This is a genomic window from Snodgrassella sp. ESL0304 (assembly GCF_013344995.1).
Taxonomy (GTDB): domain Bacteria; phylum Pseudomonadota; class Gammaproteobacteria; order Burkholderiales; family Neisseriaceae; genus Snodgrassella; species Snodgrassella alvi.
In genome coordinates this window covers 61718-75816 of sequence record NZ_JAAEDR010000009.1, presented here as the reverse complement: position 1 = coordinate 75816, position 14099 = coordinate 61718, and the positions used below count along the sequence as shown (strand labels likewise).

13 protein-coding genes are annotated in these 14099 nt (G+C 43.3%); 4 read left to right on the top strand and 9 right to left on the bottom strand.

Features of this window, described 5'->3' with window-relative positions; all coding sequences use genetic code 11:
* From GYX91_RS01780 to GYX91_RS01745, 8 genes are all read right to left on the bottom strand, one after another.
* Window positions 1-560, bottom strand: a 560-nt coding sequence (locus GYX91_RS01780) for a DUF3304 domain-containing protein (RefSeq protein WP_174829784.1), incomplete at its 3' end; no start/stop codon positions are given.
* 70 nt (window positions 561-630) lie between these two features.
* Window positions 631-1413, bottom strand: coding sequence for a DUF3304 domain-containing protein (locus GYX91_RS01775; protein WP_174829783.1), 783 nt, complete (start codon window positions 1411-1413; stop codon window positions 631-633).
* Window positions 1414-1487: 74 nt separating this feature from the next.
* Entirely contained in the window at window positions 1488-2264 is a 777-nt protein-coding gene (locus tag GYX91_RS01770) for a DUF3304 domain-containing protein (protein ID WP_174829782.1), read from the bottom strand.
* A gap of 389 nt (window positions 2265-2653) precedes the next feature.
* Window positions 2654-3436, bottom strand: a complete 783-nt coding sequence (locus GYX91_RS01765; RefSeq protein WP_174829781.1) for a DUF3304 domain-containing protein — start codon at window positions 3434-3436, stop codon at window positions 2654-2656.
* 324 nt (window positions 3437-3760) lie between these two features.
* The gene (locus GYX91_RS01760) at window positions 3761-8299 is read right to left on the bottom strand and encodes a phospholipase effector Tle1 domain-containing protein (RefSeq protein ID WP_174829780.1); all 4539 of its coding nucleotides are present in this window, start codon (window positions 8297-8299) and stop codon (window positions 3761-3763) included.
* Between the two features lie 19 nt (window positions 8300-8318).
* Complete coding sequence (locus tag GYX91_RS01755) at window positions 8319-8459, bottom strand: hypothetical protein (protein WP_174829779.1); 141 nt, start codon at window positions 8457-8459, stop codon at window positions 8319-8321.
* A gap of 136 nt (window positions 8460-8595) precedes the next feature.
* Window positions 8596-9378, bottom strand: coding sequence for a DUF3304 domain-containing protein (locus tag GYX91_RS01750; protein ID WP_174829778.1), 783 nt, complete (start codon window positions 9376-9378; stop codon window positions 8596-8598).
* 398 nt (window positions 9379-9776) lie between these two features.
* The gene (locus tag GYX91_RS01745) at window positions 9777-10559 is read right to left on the bottom strand and encodes a DUF3304 domain-containing protein (RefSeq protein ID WP_174829777.1); all 783 of its coding nucleotides are present in this window, start codon (window positions 10557-10559) and stop codon (window positions 9777-9779) included.
* A gap of 543 nt (window positions 10560-11102) precedes the next feature.
* Between GYX91_RS01745 and GYX91_RS11205 the strand changes: the two genes are divergently transcribed.
* From GYX91_RS11205 to rnz, 3 genes are all read left to right on the top strand, one after another.
* The gene (locus tag GYX91_RS11205) at window positions 11103-11345 is read left to right on the top strand and encodes an MFS transporter (RefSeq protein ID WP_084564116.1); all 243 of its coding nucleotides are present in this window, start codon (window positions 11103-11105) and stop codon (window positions 11343-11345) included.
* A gap of 66 nt (window positions 11346-11411) precedes the next feature.
* A complete protein-coding gene (locus tag GYX91_RS11200; RefSeq protein WP_084564120.1) occupies window positions 11412-11654 on the top strand; it encodes a lysozyme inhibitor LprI family protein in 243 nt (80 codons plus the stop codon).
* 94 nt (window positions 11655-11748) lie between these two features.
* Window positions 11749-12666 carry a ribonuclease Z gene (rnz, locus tag GYX91_RS01730; RefSeq protein WP_174829776.1) on the top strand — a complete coding sequence of 306 codons (918 nt, stop codon included), beginning with the start codon at window positions 11749-11751 and terminating at the stop codon, window positions 12664-12666.
* 261 nt (window positions 12667-12927) lie between these two features.
* Here rnz and GYX91_RS01725 read toward each other — a convergent pair whose 3' ends face one another.
* On the bottom strand, window positions 12928-13488 hold the full coding sequence (locus tag GYX91_RS01725) for an NAD(P)H-dependent oxidoreductase (RefSeq protein ID WP_110413879.1): 561 nt from the start codon (window positions 13486-13488) through the stop codon (window positions 12928-12930).
* Between the two features lie 114 nt (window positions 13489-13602).
* Between GYX91_RS01725 and GYX91_RS01720 the strand changes: the two genes are divergently transcribed.
* Window positions 13603-13950, top strand: coding sequence for a helix-turn-helix domain-containing protein (locus GYX91_RS01720; RefSeq protein ID WP_084563288.1), 348 nt, complete (start codon window positions 13603-13605; stop codon window positions 13948-13950).
* Window positions 13951-14099: the final 149 nt, after the last annotated feature.

Genomic DNA, 14099 nt, shown 5'->3' with positions numbered 1-14099 from the left:
TCTACTGTACCGTAAGTAATATACAATTGATTACAGGCCAGAAAATGCACTGTGATATTTCTTACTTTGCCAAAATCATCACCGGCAGACGGTGGCGGAGGTGGTAATGGGATTACTGCTGAATAGTGTTCATCATACTGATCAATGATATTTGCTTCTTTACGATCTATTACTACTCCAGGTACATTTAATCCACGCGCACGCCAACCGGGGTAAGGGAAAACTCTCCAGTTAATACGCGCCGTCATACCCGGCTTCCATTTCGCCGGCAGATAGGCTGCACCACAGGTAGAACCACCGCCAAAGCGTTTTTTGCCAACCTCATAATCGTCAACACCATTAGTATTCGGAATGCAGCCACCATTGATTGAGCCACCGGAAATATTTTCATAGACGTATACAAGTGCCTCAACTGGTGCAGCGTAGGCTTTATTTTTGCCGGAAGTAACGCCGACAAATGGTTCAAAACCGCCGCCGCAGGAGGTAATGGCGGTAGCCGACAGCAGTAATAAACATAGCCGGATAAGGCGGTTTACGGTGAATATTTTTTTACCAGACATTTAATGCTCACTCTTCTATTCTTGTTTTAAAAAGCACTACAGATAAAATTCAAAGCCTGTTATGTGTCGTCTATTTACCTGTAACCGGCAGCTTGCCCTGCTGTTCCAGTTCCTTTATATATTCCGGCAGGATTACCTGCTTAATATTTGCCCGCTCCTGTTTGATTGCATCCAGTTTGGCTTTATTACGCCGGTAATCTGCCATAGATTTAATCGACGGGCGCGGGGTACATAGTTTCTGGCTTTTCTTAAATAGTTCAAACTGTTTCTTTACTGCCTCACGGGTATCATCATCTGTAGTACCATAATCAATATATAACTGATTACAAGCCAGAAAATGGACAGTGATATTACTTACCTTGCCAAAATCATCACCGGCAGACGGTGGCGGAGGTGGTAATGGGATTACTGCTGAATAGTTTTCATAATATTGCCTCATTATACTTTTTTGACTTTCATCAAAATTAACTCCCGGCATATCTAACATACGCGCTTTCCAGCCAGGATAAGGCAATACTCGCCAGTTAATACGCGCCATCATACCCGGCTTCCATTTCGCCGGCAGATGGGCAGCTCCACAAGTAGATCCTCCACCAAAGCGTTTTTTACCAACTTCATAATCGTCAACACCATTAGTATTCGGAATGCAGCCACCATTAATTGAACCACCGGAAATATTTTCATAGACGTATACAAGTGCCTCCACTGGTGCAGCGTAGGCTTTGTTTTTACCGGAAGTAATGCCGACAAAGGGTTCGAAGCCTCCGCCGCAGGAGGTGATAGCGGTAGCCGACAGCAGTAATAAGCTTAGCCGGATAAGACGGCTTGCCGTAAATATTTTTTTATCAGACATTTAATGCTCACTCTTCTATCTTCTATTCTTGTTTTAAAAAGCACTACAAATAAAATTCAAAGCCTGTTATGTATCTATTTACCAGTAACCGGCAGTTTGCCCTGCTGCTCCAGTTCCTTTATATATTCCGGCAGGATTACCTGCTTAATATTTGCCCGCTCCTGTTTGATTGCATCCAGTTTGGCTTTATTACGCCGGTAATCTGCCATGGATTTAATTGATGGGCGCGGTGTGCATAGTTTCTCACTTTTCGCAAAAAGCTGGTAATGCATCGGGGTATTTCTGCCTTCTTCTACTGTACCGTAAGTAATATACAATTGATTACAGGCCAGAAAATGCACTGTGATATTCCTTACTTTGCCAAAATCATCACCGGCTGATGGCGGTGGAGGCGGTAAAGGAATTACCGCTGAATGATTTTCATCATATTGATCAATAATAGCTGATTCTTTTTCATCAAAATTCACACCGGGCAAATTTAACATTTTTGGATGCCATTTAGGATATGGTAGCACTCGCCAGTGAATTCGCGCAGTCATACCCGGCTTCCATTTCGCCGGCAGATAGGCAGCTCCACAAGTAGATCCTCCACCAAAGCGTTTTTTACCCACCTCATAATCATCTACACCATTAGTCCCAGGAATACAACCACCATTAATCGAACCACCGGACATATTTTCATAATTGTATTCCAATGCCTCCACTGGTGCCGCATAGGCTTTGTTTTTACCGGAAGTAACACCAACAAATGGTTCAAAACCGCCGCCACAGGAGGTGATGGCGGTAGCCGACAGCAGCAATAAACTTAGCCGGATAAGGCGGTTTACGGTGAATATTTTTTTACCAGACATTTGATTCTCACTCTTTTTGGGTTAAACGCTGTGATTACTGCATTGTGTATTTAATAATTGATTTCGTAGCTGCATCTCTGATTTCCGCTTTATTCCGGTTTTTGTTATCGTCCTGTTGCCGGTACTGCTTACATCTGTCAGTTTTTATGCAATGATATTACCAATATCTGGCGCAGAAACGAAAGTTTTTTATTAGTCGAACCGATATTTACACTGCGGATAATAAAACGCCACTGTACCCGTATGGGAACAATGGCGTTATTTTCAGAAGATTCCGGCTAAGGCTGAATCAGCCGGCTTTTTTGCAAAGAGAACAGTTCAGGCTTGCCGGCGCAAGCTTACTTGCATCGGTAAGTTGTCAGCCGGCGACCACAGCAAGCCTGCAAAACTTATTTACTACTAACCGGCAGCTTGCCCTGCTGTTCCAGTTCCTTTATATATTCCGGCAGGATTACCTGCTGGATATTGTCACGTTCTTTTTTGATTGCATCCAGCTTAGCTTTATTGCGCCGGTAATCTGCCATAGATTTTATAGTCGGGCGTGGCGTACACAGTTTCTCACTTTTCGCATATAGTTCAAACTGTTTTTTTACTACTTCCGGTGCATTTTCCTGTCGGGTACCATAATCAATAAATATCTGGTTACAGGCCAAAAAATGAACGGTAATATTTCGCACCTTACCAAAATCATCGCCGGCAAACGCTGGTGGGGGTGGTAATGGTATTACCGCTGAATGATTTTCATCATACTGATCTATAATAGCTGATTCTTGAGTATCCAATACCAATCCTGGTTTGTTCAATACTTTTGGTCGCCAAGCCGGATAAGGCAGAACCCGCCAGTAAATACGCGCAGTCATACCCGGTTTCCATTTAGCCGGCAAATAAGCCGCACCGCAGGTAGAACCTCCGCCATAACGCTTCTTACCTACCTGATATTCATTTACCCCTGGCGTATTCGGTATACAACCACCATTGATCGAACCTCTTGATATATTTTCATAGTTGTATTCCAATGCTTCTACCGGTGCGGCATAGGATTTGTTTTTACCGGAAGTAACGCCGACAAATGGTTCAAAACCTCCGCCGCAGGAGGTGATGGCGCTAGCCGACAGCAGCAATAAACTCAGCCGGATAAGACGGCTTACAGTAAATATTTTTTTAGCAGACATTTGATTCTCACTCTTCTTGGGTTAAACGCTGTGATTACTGCATTGTGTATTTAATAATTGCATCTCTATATCCCCTTTATTGAATTGTTAGTATCGTATTACTTCCGGCATTTATTTCATATATCAATATATTACACAATTATACGCAACAGCGCAGTATCTTTGTTAGCAGCCTAAGCGATTAAGCAGCAATGATAAAATTCTGGCTACGCGCTTTACTCTCAGTAAAGGCAAAACAGCAGAATAAAATGCCATTGCCCCGGCATGGCGGCAATGGCGTTACAACAAAGGCAGCGTGAATAAAACGCTGCGTGCCGCTTACGGCTACAGCAGCCAGCTTTGCAGTACTTTTTTAATCAACTCCATCTTTTGCGGTGAAATTGCCTGCATCTGAGCCGGAATATTACCGCTTTGCAGCTGCTGCAACAGGCTGGCGATTTCCGGCTGGCTGCGGCTGGCAATGTTTTCCGGCAGATACTGGTTGATTTCCATATCGCCGAGACCAAGCCGGTTGAGCGCGGATTTACCCATCTGCTCTACTGCCTGATCGTAAATATCGCCGCTGCTGTTGTTGTAAAAAGCCTGCGCAAGGGTTTGCGGATCCTGTGCACCGCTCTCCAGCAAGGCAGTACTGTTTTGCGCGCTGATGCGGCTGTTTTGCTGGTACTGGCTGATTTGCTGGCGTAAATGCTCGGCCAGACTGTCTTTGCTGATGTCTTCCAGACCGGGCGGCTGCATCAGGCTCGCCTGCGGCAGCGCCGCTGCCGGATCGGAATAAACAGTCATCCCCTGCTTCAGAGCATCCTGCAGCTGCTGCTTATCCAGTGTGCCGGCTTTAGCCTGCTGCACCGCATTTTCCAGCTGTTTCTGATTCTCGGTAACCTTATCCAGCATTTTTTTCACCTGCTCTGCCTGCTGCTTCAGCTGCGCATTGGACTCTTTCATCTGATCCAGCGCTTTTTGCTGCTCGGTAAGCAGTTCGCGGATTTCATTCAGATTCTTGATGGTTTCATCACTGTTCTGAATAACCTGGCCGAGGGTTTTGTCGAGAAATTCCTTATCAGTCCACGGCTGCTGTTTGTCATATTGAGCTTTAATCTGCTTGGTGGCGGTTTCCAGATCCTTGGTGAACTTGCGCAGCTTTTTCAGATTATCGGCAGTCGGCAGAATTTTACCGGTATCCGGATCAATGGCCAGTGCCTGATAGTCCTGAGTGAGCAGCCCCCATGCGGCTCTGTCTGCATCGGTAACAAACAGCTCGGGATTATTCAGACCAATCAGAATATAGGCCGGATTGCCGTATTTCACGCTCATATAGGCGCTGCGGGCAATCCCCGCTATCCCGACCACGCGATTGGCCAGCAGCACCGGCGACAGCGGTTTATTTGAAAAGCCGCCGCTGAACACCAGACGGTGGGAAAAATAGCTGGTAAACGGTTCGCGGCTTTTCAGCAGCGAATCATGCATAAACCAGGCGCGCGAATCATGAATCTGGTCGTCAAAAATCCGCACCATCTGCGGATAATTGGCCGAATATTTTTCTGCATGGGTTTTCAGCCGCTTGTGGATGACAATTTTTTCGCGCAAATCTGCCTGTTGCAGCCGCTGCCAGATATCCTTGACCGCATTTGTCGCCAGATCACGACCGTGCAGATTATTCTGATAACGCTGGCGCAGGACATTAAGCATGGTACCGGTAACTAGTGCACCTTTATCGGCATTCTGGAACATCTCGCTGATTTGCTTCGCCGAGTATTCCCATGGCTTTTTGCCTTTGTTTGCGTCTGCCGGGGCTTTGCCATCAGCAGGAGCTTTGCCGTCTGCCGGTGCCTTACCGTCGGCCGGGGCAGTGCCCCCGGCTGGGGTGCTGCTCCCCGGCGGCGTGTCTGAGGCGACAATATTTTTCGCCATTGGCGGCAGAGGAATGGTGCCGGTATTACCCGATGCCGGCGTTTTAAGATCAGCAACTTTCGCGCCGAAATACAGCTCGTCGCCGTTATCATGGATGTCTTTGTATTCTGCCGCCTCGTCGTCGTTATTCAGCATATACATGCTGCCGGCAAACATTGTATTAAGCAGGAAGCCGGCGGAGAGCATATTTTCCAGATTGAATTCATGCAGATAATCGGCCTTGAAATCCTTGGCACCTTCAATCAGATCCCAGCCGTCATTGCCGGCTACATAATTTTTATTGATAATGCCGTCGAGAAATTCCTGCCGTTTCTCTTTCGGAATATCCTCCAGACCGGCCTGCTTCCACATTTCATCATTATCGGCAACCGGCTTATCGGGGAAATTGCCTTTACCGGCTTCATTGGATTCTTTACGTCCCTTGTCAATAATTTCAGTACGGCCTTTTTTGGTGTCTTTGTCTTCCTTTTCCCCGATACTGCCACCAGACGTAAGCTGTAAGCCGAGGAAACGTGCATAGCCGGCAATACCGGAGCGTACCCAGCGCAAAATCCGGTAAGCGGTGAAATGATGAATCTGCTTTTGCAGCGCGGTGCTGATATTCGAGGTTTCCAGCGTTTTCAGCCAGGCATTAAAGCGCTCTACCATCTCTGGTTGTATATCAAACTCTTTAGTTATATCTCTATCCATAATTTCATAGTTTTGAAGCTCAAAACGCGGATGCTTCTGCATGTCTTTCTTTAACATCGGATGATCTGGAAAAACTTGCAATGGCATACCATGCTCCCAGCAGCGTGCATACATATCATGCAGGGTAATCTGCGCCAGCACATGCCCCATACCATAATTACTTTTAAACTGCTCACCGGGCGGATAGCCACCGCCGATATCGGAGTGCACACCGGGGTAGATATATTCCTTGAAATTGCCTTTCGGATAGCCGCCGTCAACACAGATGCTGTCGACCGAGAAGCTCTTGCGCTGCTCATGTGCGGAAACAAAATGATAGCAGTTTTTGATAAAGCCGGCACTGCCAGCACGCTGCAGCGACATGGTGCGGTGCGCCCATGAGCAATGACCGGTGACCATGGCCACCAATGGCGACATACCTACAGTAGCTACGGTATCAAACAAGCCGCACATTTCAACATAAATCGGGATACCCAGCAGTTTCAGCTCAATGCCTTCATAGGGTTTTTCTTTTTCTGTTTTTTTATCATTGGCTTTGGCCGGTTTTTTGCCTTTGGAAGCATCGGCAGTCATGCTGGCAGCCTGCACCTGCACCCGCTGCATGGCAGCTTTGTCGGCGCTGCTGTTTACCGGTCCGCAGGCAGCCGGTGCCGGCTGCTGAGCTTTATCCTTATCCTTAGCATCCGGCTGTTCTTTATCTTTACCCTGTGCATCGGCCGAGGTTTTATCCTTGTCCTGCCCGGCAGACTTGTCTTTGTTTTTCGCCTCGGCTTCCTGTTTGGCTTTAGCCGCTGCCTCTGCTGCGGCACGGTTGTCTTTCCGCTGTTTGGTGCGCTCTTCTGCCTGCTGCGCCACCAGCTTCTCCAGCTGCTCGCGCGCCGCAGCATTTTCGTCACGGTCGAGCAGGTAGTCAAGCAGCCAGTTCAGAAAGGTGCGTGCTTCGGCAGCGCCGCGGGAGAAGCCGACCACATACAGCTTAATTGCCTTCGGCAATGGTTTGGAATCCGGGCGCTGCAAGGTATTCAGAAAGCTGTCGAGCTGGCTTTTGCGTCCGGCACGTGAATCCATGCCCTTTACCATTTTCTGCGCGGTTTCCAGCGGTAAGTCTTTTTCATTGAATATTTTACTGATACCCAAGCTATCGCAGATACGGGTTAAACCCCAGTTAATCCGCGCCTGACCGAATCTCGCCAGCGCCTCGCCAAGTATTACCGGATTATCGTCGCCAATTTCCTCAAAGCGGGTACCGACACCCTGAATATAATGCCGGAACCAGCCGTTTTTAATCATTTCCTCGTCGCGATTATTATCCCCCGGTCGACCACCTGCTCCCATACAGGCATGAAACAGGCGCGCGGCATTCGAAGTACGCGGATAAGTATACGGCTTAATCAGCTTTGCCTGCTGAGCCGCGGCATCTTTAAGCGGATCAAGCTGCTCTGCGGTCGGCGGCGTTGCACCGGATACCACCTTATCGGCTTTTTCATGATTATTGGTGCCATCAAAAAAGAAGCTGATTTTAAGTACTTTCTGGCACGGCTTGGCTTTAGTGCGGTCGACAAAATTATTGTCTTTGCGGTTTTCCTGAATACTGCTGATGGAAGCCGGCAGGCGGCCACCGGCGGCAGTGGGAAACTCATCCGGCTTAAGCACCCCCGGCCACTGAAATTCAATCGGCTTAATCGTCGGCAAATACGGCTCAAGCATATCGCCGATCTTTTTTTCGATACTCGGTGGTTTGTCCAGAGCGGGTGCTCCCGGCACGGTTGATGGCAGGTTTTTGCCGTCGGTCTTGTTACCATCCGGTGTTTTAGCATCAGGCTTTTTACAGTCCGCAGTGGTATTCGCCGGCGTTTTACCGTCCGGTTTTTTGCCCGGCTGTGAAGCTCCCGGCTTCTTCGGCTGTTTTTTCCCGGACTCCGGTTTTTTCTGCTCGGCAGGAGGCAGACGGTTGGCGGCGGCGGCAGCGTCGCCATCCTTATAAATACCGTAATCATTCTGCTCTACCGAGTGGCCCGAAGTGATATCCGCTATACTGATTTCTTTATTGTGCGGATTATTCGGCGTTGGCAGCGGCGCTTTGCCGCCACCCGGCTTGCCCGCTCCTGCGGCACCGGCAGGTTTATCTCCTGCACCCGGCTTACCGCCTGCGGCACCACCACCGGCGGGTTTATCGCCTGCACCCGGTTTACCGCCACCTCCCGGCTGCGGAGCACCGGCAGGTGCATTCGGCTGTTTTTTATTATCGTCGTTACTCGCCATAACTGGTTTCCCTCTTTAACTAAGAAATACAAATAAGCTGAGTGCCGGTGGCCGGTAGTACTTCGTATTGTGAGGCAGGCTGATTCTGTTTGCCCGGATGCCGACGCTGCTCCCTGATCTGTGCATTTATACCGATATAAGCGCTATCTGAATGCACCATTTCCGTAACCACTTATTTTAACATATTTAATACAATTTCTGTATTTTTGTTTACATAATTATAAATAAAAACACAAGATAAAAAACGCAGCCATACCGGCAAGCTGCGGTATGGCTGCGAAAAATTAAATGACTTTTTATTTACTAGGCGTAGGTAATTTGCCCTGCTGCTCCAGTTCCTTAATATATTCCGGCAGGATTACCTGCTTAATATTTGCCCGCTCCTGCTTAATTGCATCCATTTTGGCTTTATTACGCCGGTAATCCGCCATGGATTTGATTGACGGACGTGGGGTACACAGCTTCTGGCTTTTCTTAAATAGTTCAAACTGTTTGGTTACCACTTCCGGGGCATTTTCCTGTCGGGTACCATAATCAATGAAAATTTGATTACAAGCCAGAAAATGCACTGTGATATTTCTTACCTTGCCAAAATCATCACCAGCAAATGCTGGCGGTGGTGGTAATGGGATTACGGCTGAATAGTTTTCGTAATATTGTCTCATTATGCTTTTTTCATTTTCATCGAAATTAACTCCCGGCATATCTAACATACGGGCTTTCCAGCCAGGATAAGGCAAAACCCGCCAGTTTATACGTGCCATCATGCCCGGTTTCCATTTTGCCGATAGATAAGCTGCTCCACATGTAGAACCACCACCATAACGTTTTTTACCTACCTCATAATCATCTACGCCAGGTGTTTTAGGAATACAGCCGCCATTGATTGAGCCACCGGAAATATTTTCATAGACGTATACAAGTGCCTCCACCGGCGCAGCATAGGCTTTGTTTTTACCGGAAGTAACGCCAACAAAGGGGTCGAAGCCTCCGCCACAGGAGGTAACCGCGGTAGCCGACAGCAGCAATAAGCTCAGCCGGATAAGGCGGCTTGCGGTAAATATTTTTCTTCCAGACATTTGATTCTCACTATTCTTGGATTGATACGGTATTTTTATGCAAAATTCGGTGTTAACTTTGTATTAGCAGCCGTGTCTGTTTTTTCTGCTTTATGCCGGTTTTAATTGATGGTATCGCTTCCAGCTTTTATTACATATCAATATTTTACACAATTACAGCTACCGGCGCAGAATATTGTTTATATTAATATGCTGAATATAATTAATTTTCCGGACTAAGACATTATTTATGTATATATTAATTTTTTACAGCATAATATTGCGATATTCTGGTTTTTATTTGTTTTTATGGCTATGCGGGATTAATTCCGTTGTGGTGAAAGTGCCGGTTGCAGCGCCGGCGATGGCTGTTGCCGTTGCCAAATCAACCGGCGCACTAAGCAGCAAAATCTGCCCGTCTATTTAGCAGTAACCGGCAGTTTGCCCTGCTGCTCCAGTTCTTTAATGTATTCCGGCAGAATTACCTGCTTAATATTTGCCCGTTCCTGCTTGATTGCGTCCAGCTTAGCCTTATTGCGCCGGTAATCTGCCATGGATTTGATTGACGGGCGGGGGGTACATAGTTTCTGGCTTTTCTTAAATAGTTCAAACTGTTTTGTTACCACTTCCGGCGCATTTTCCTGTCGGGTACCGTAATCAATAAATATCTGATTACATGCCAGAAAATGCACTGTGATATTTCTTACCTTGCCAAAATCATCACCAGCAAATGCTGGCGGAGGTGGTAAAGGAATTACCGCTGAATAGTTTTCATCATACTGATCAAGAATGGCTAATTCTTTAGGATCTCTAACCATACCAGGAACATTTAATCCTCTGGCATGCCAGCCAGGATAAGGCAAAACCCGCCAGTTAATACGCGCAGTCATACCCGGTTTCCATTTTGCCGGCAGATAGGCAGCACCACAAGAACCACCACCACCATAACGTTTTTTACCTACCTCATAATCATCTACGCCAGGTGTTTTAGGAATACAGCCGCCATTGATTGAGCCACCGGAAATATTTTCATAGACGTATACAAGTGCCTCTACTGGTGCAGCATAGGCTTTGTTTTTGCCGGAGGTAACGCCGACAAAAGGTTCGAAGCCTCCGCCGCAGGAGGTAACCGCGGTAGCCGACAGCAGTAATAAACTCAGCCGGATAAGGCGGCTTGCCGTAAATATTTTTCTTCCAGTCATTTAATGCTCACTTTATAGATACAAAAGACAATATTAGTTTCTGTGGCTTACAGATTTAATCAATAATAGATAGCGGACTATCATCCGATAAATGCGCTTACTGTATTTTATCTGCACTAAATCTGTTTGTTATTGAATTAAACAAACAGTATAGCAATGGATTAATCATATTGAGCAATGCTAATTCACTCTCAACAGATTGAATATTATATTTAATTTTTGCTGATGAAGGTTTGATTTATGTCGAAAATTTGTATATGAATCAATTTATTAAGATTGATGGAATTGATATTTCTTCTTTAGGATTGGTTGTTGAAATAATTTCGATAAAGTTGATTATAAATAATTAATGAGGATCGTTGAAAGACGCGCCGGCTCTCTGTAATCATTAATATATAATTAAAATGTATCTGTTAATCATTTGATATATAAATGAAAATATTCAGGACTATAATAGTGACCTGATTGTTAAAATTTTTTCGATATGTAACAAAATGTATAACTCAGAATATTAAGCTGAATTAATGATGAATTTTATAAAAAATTTATTTTGTTCTTATCTTACTCGGATTTACTGGGTTTATTTCAGCCGCAGATAATTGGGTGGCTTCACTTTTTTTACCCGATATTTCAGTGGATTTTGGCAGCCCTATTTCTCAGGCAAGTATTATTTTAACTGCATATCTCTTTCCGTATGGTGTGCTGCAACCGTTTTATGGTTTTTATAGTGATTGGTATGGCTGTAAGAAGATTCTATTACTCCTCTTCAGAAGCAGAATTGACTAAATGTTTAGAAAAAATTTTTTATATCAGTCAAGCTGAGTTAAATAGATTCGCTGCAGAAATTTTTTAATGTATTTTCAAATTATTATGAAGAAAAAGTGTACATCGGTAATTGCAAAAAATAAACTTAAAAAATCTGATAAAGAATTGATTAAATATCGTGATTTACAGTGTGACTTTGCTTATTCGTTAGGGGGTGGAGCAATTGGTAATGCTCTAAATATGTTAAAATACACATGTTTAGCTGAACTAAATTTTCAACGAGCAAAACAACTTGATCTTTATCGGTCTGATTGTTTGTTACTGCTATAAATTTTTTTCTACTTATTGTTATTGCATCAAAATAAAGTTATGTATTGTTATTCTCAGTATGTGATAAGACATTCAACAAAAGATTGATATAGTTATGAAACTCACTTTTTTAGGAACAAGCTCAGGTTCACCAACCGCTGAGCGCAATGTCAGTAGTATTATGCTTGATCTCCGACAAGAAAGAGGACGATTATGGCTTTTTGATTGTGGTGAGGCAACTCAAATGCAAATGCAGAAAGCAAAATTCAGCTTAGCCAAATTAGAGATGATATTTATAACACATTTGCATGGTGATCATCTGTTTGGTTTACCGGGTGTTTTAACTACACGTTCATTAACTCAAAATCAATCGGAACTAACTTTGATTGGCCCTAAAGGTATCAAACAATTTATTCAAACTGTGATTGATATTAGTTATTCCTGGATAACTTATCCTTTAAACATTATTGAACTTGATCAAGATGGTTTGGTATTTGAAGATACTAAATTGCGGGTTGAAGCCAAATTATTAGCGCATCGGGTACCTTGTTTTGGTTATCGTGTTATTGAAAAGGATTCATCACCTGTCTTAGATATCGACAAATTACAGCAAGATAATATTAATCCTGGTCCACATTATGCCTATTTAAAAGAAGGTAAAACAGTAACACTAGCTGATGGCCGTGTCATTGATGGTCGTAATTATCTTGGTGATTTTAAACAAGGGAAAAAACTGGCTATTTTAGGTGATACAGTACCTTGTGATGCTTCAATTGAATTAGCTAAAGATGTTGACGTACTTGTGCATGAAGCAACGCATGAAAGTGCATTAGGACAAAAAGCAATTGAGCATGGTCATTCTACCACTGTTCATGCAGCCACGATTGCTAAACAAGCCAATGTTAAAAGATTGATTATGACGCATATAAGCCCTCGATATTCTCTCAATGACAATGCTAAATTAGTTAATGAGGCTAAGAGCATTTTTATCCATACTGAAATCGCAACTGATTTTGCCACGTTCCAAGTATAGAAGAATATGCCGACATTATCGGCTAGTTTGCTGATGTTTCAATGAGTAATAAAATTTCGCAGGAAAAGCTCATTGAGCCTGAAATTTACAGATTCTGTAAAAAATATTCAGGAGTCTGTACCGTTTCATTTTTTATTCAGAATAAAATCATTAAATACCCATTACTTTAGAAAAAATAGGAAATATGCTGTATATTTCTTATTTTTTGTCCATAGCAGATTTTATTTAGTAATAAGCTTGGATAAACTTTAATGATCTGTTTTAAATTAGCATTCCTAATTTTTTCATCCAGTTCACATAATCATCTGCACTTTTATCTATATCTTTTTGTGTAATTTTATCCGGATAGTCTGGCTCATTATTTGCGCCATAAATTGCAAAAACGGGCTGATAATCAGCCTGAACGTAATTTATTGTTAATTCAAAGGGGCTGAGAATTTGCTCAAGTGTATGTTTATAATGTCCTGTTTGAGAATAGTCTGCTTTCTTTATACCTGCTGAAACAGCTAAACCAATTTTCTTACTTTTTAATTTATCGCCTAAGGCACCAAATGCCCATCCGTAAGTGAAAACGTCATCTAACCATTGTTTTAATAATGGTGGACAATTAAACCAATATATCGGAAATTGAATTACCAAATTTTGATGATTTTCAATTAAGTTTTGTTCGAAACCAGAGTCTATTTTATAAGAGGGATAGTAAGAATATAAATCATGTATGGTTACTTGTTCATGATACTGATTTAATCTATTAACCCAGCATCGGTTAACACTTGAAGAGGCTAAGTGAGGATGAGCAACAATCACTAAAGTGCGTTTCATTGTTAAATATTCCTTCTATATTTTTATCAATAATTAAGTCATACTAATATTAATACGATTAATTTTGAAGTACGGTAATTACTGTTATGTACTATCTTTATGGAAAGTATCTACATGGAAAATCATCATTGTGCCGAAGATCATTTTGAGGATAGTGGATTTAATTACACTCTCTCAATGATTCGAGGTAAGTATAAAATTGTTATTCTTTATTGGTTAAACGAAAATCAACCCTCAATGCGATTCAATGAACTTAAACGAAGCATTAATCATATTTCTTTTAAAACACTGAGTAATACCCTAAAAGAGATGGAAAAAGATAAATTAATTTTTAGAAAAGAATATCCGCAAATTCCACCTAAAGTGGAATATGGGTTATTAGAACGAGGTAAATCTTTAGTTCCTATTTTAGATATGCTTTGCCAATGGGGAAATAATCATAAAAATGACCCATTATCATAATCTGAAAAAACTTTATCCGCCGACATTGTCGGCGTATTTATATGACTAAAGGCAGAATTTGGTGGCGGAGGGATTGGTAATCCTGGAAGCTTTAAATTATCAAATTCTATTTATGGTATTTCTTTGCCTGATCTTTATTCCACTGTTGA

Coding starts and splice junctions, on each gene's coding strand:
- GYX91_RS01755 (WP_174829779.1), bottom strand. CDS start 8,459: ATGGTGCATTCAGATAGCGCTTATATCGGTATAAATGCACAGATCAGG.
- GYX91_RS11200 (WP_084564120.1), top strand. CDS start 11,412: ATGTATTTTCAAATTATTATGAAGAAAAAGTGTACATCGGTAATTGCA.
- GYX91_RS01725 (WP_110413879.1), bottom strand. CDS start 13,488: ATGAAACGCACTTTAGTGATTGTTGCTCATCCTCACTTAGCCTCTTCA.
- GYX91_RS01720 (WP_084563288.1), top strand. CDS start 13,603: ATGGAAAATCATCATTGTGCCGAAGATCATTTTGAGGATAGTGGATTT.
- GYX91_RS01745 (WP_174829777.1), bottom strand. CDS start 10,559: ATGACTGGAAGAAAAATATTTACGGCAAGCCGCCTTATCCGGCTGAGT.
- GYX91_RS01775 (WP_174829783.1), bottom strand. CDS start 1,413: ATGTCTGATAAAAAAATATTTACGGCAAGCCGTCTTATCCGGCTAAGC.
- GYX91_RS01760 (WP_174829780.1), bottom strand. CDS start 8,299: ATGGCGAGTAACGACGATAATAAAAAACAGCCGAATGCACCTGCCGGT.
- GYX91_RS01765 (WP_174829781.1), bottom strand. CDS start 3,436: ATGTCTGCTAAAAAAATATTTACTGTAAGCCGTCTTATCCGGCTGAGT.
- rnz (WP_174829776.1), top strand. CDS start 11,749: ATGAAACTCACTTTTTTAGGAACAAGCTCAGGTTCACCAACCGCTGAG.
- GYX91_RS01750 (WP_174829778.1), bottom strand. CDS start 9,378: ATGTCTGGAAGAAAAATATTTACCGCAAGCCGCCTTATCCGGCTGAGC.
- GYX91_RS01770 (WP_174829782.1), bottom strand. CDS start 2,264: ATGTCTGGTAAAAAAATATTCACCGTAAACCGCCTTATCCGGCTAAGT.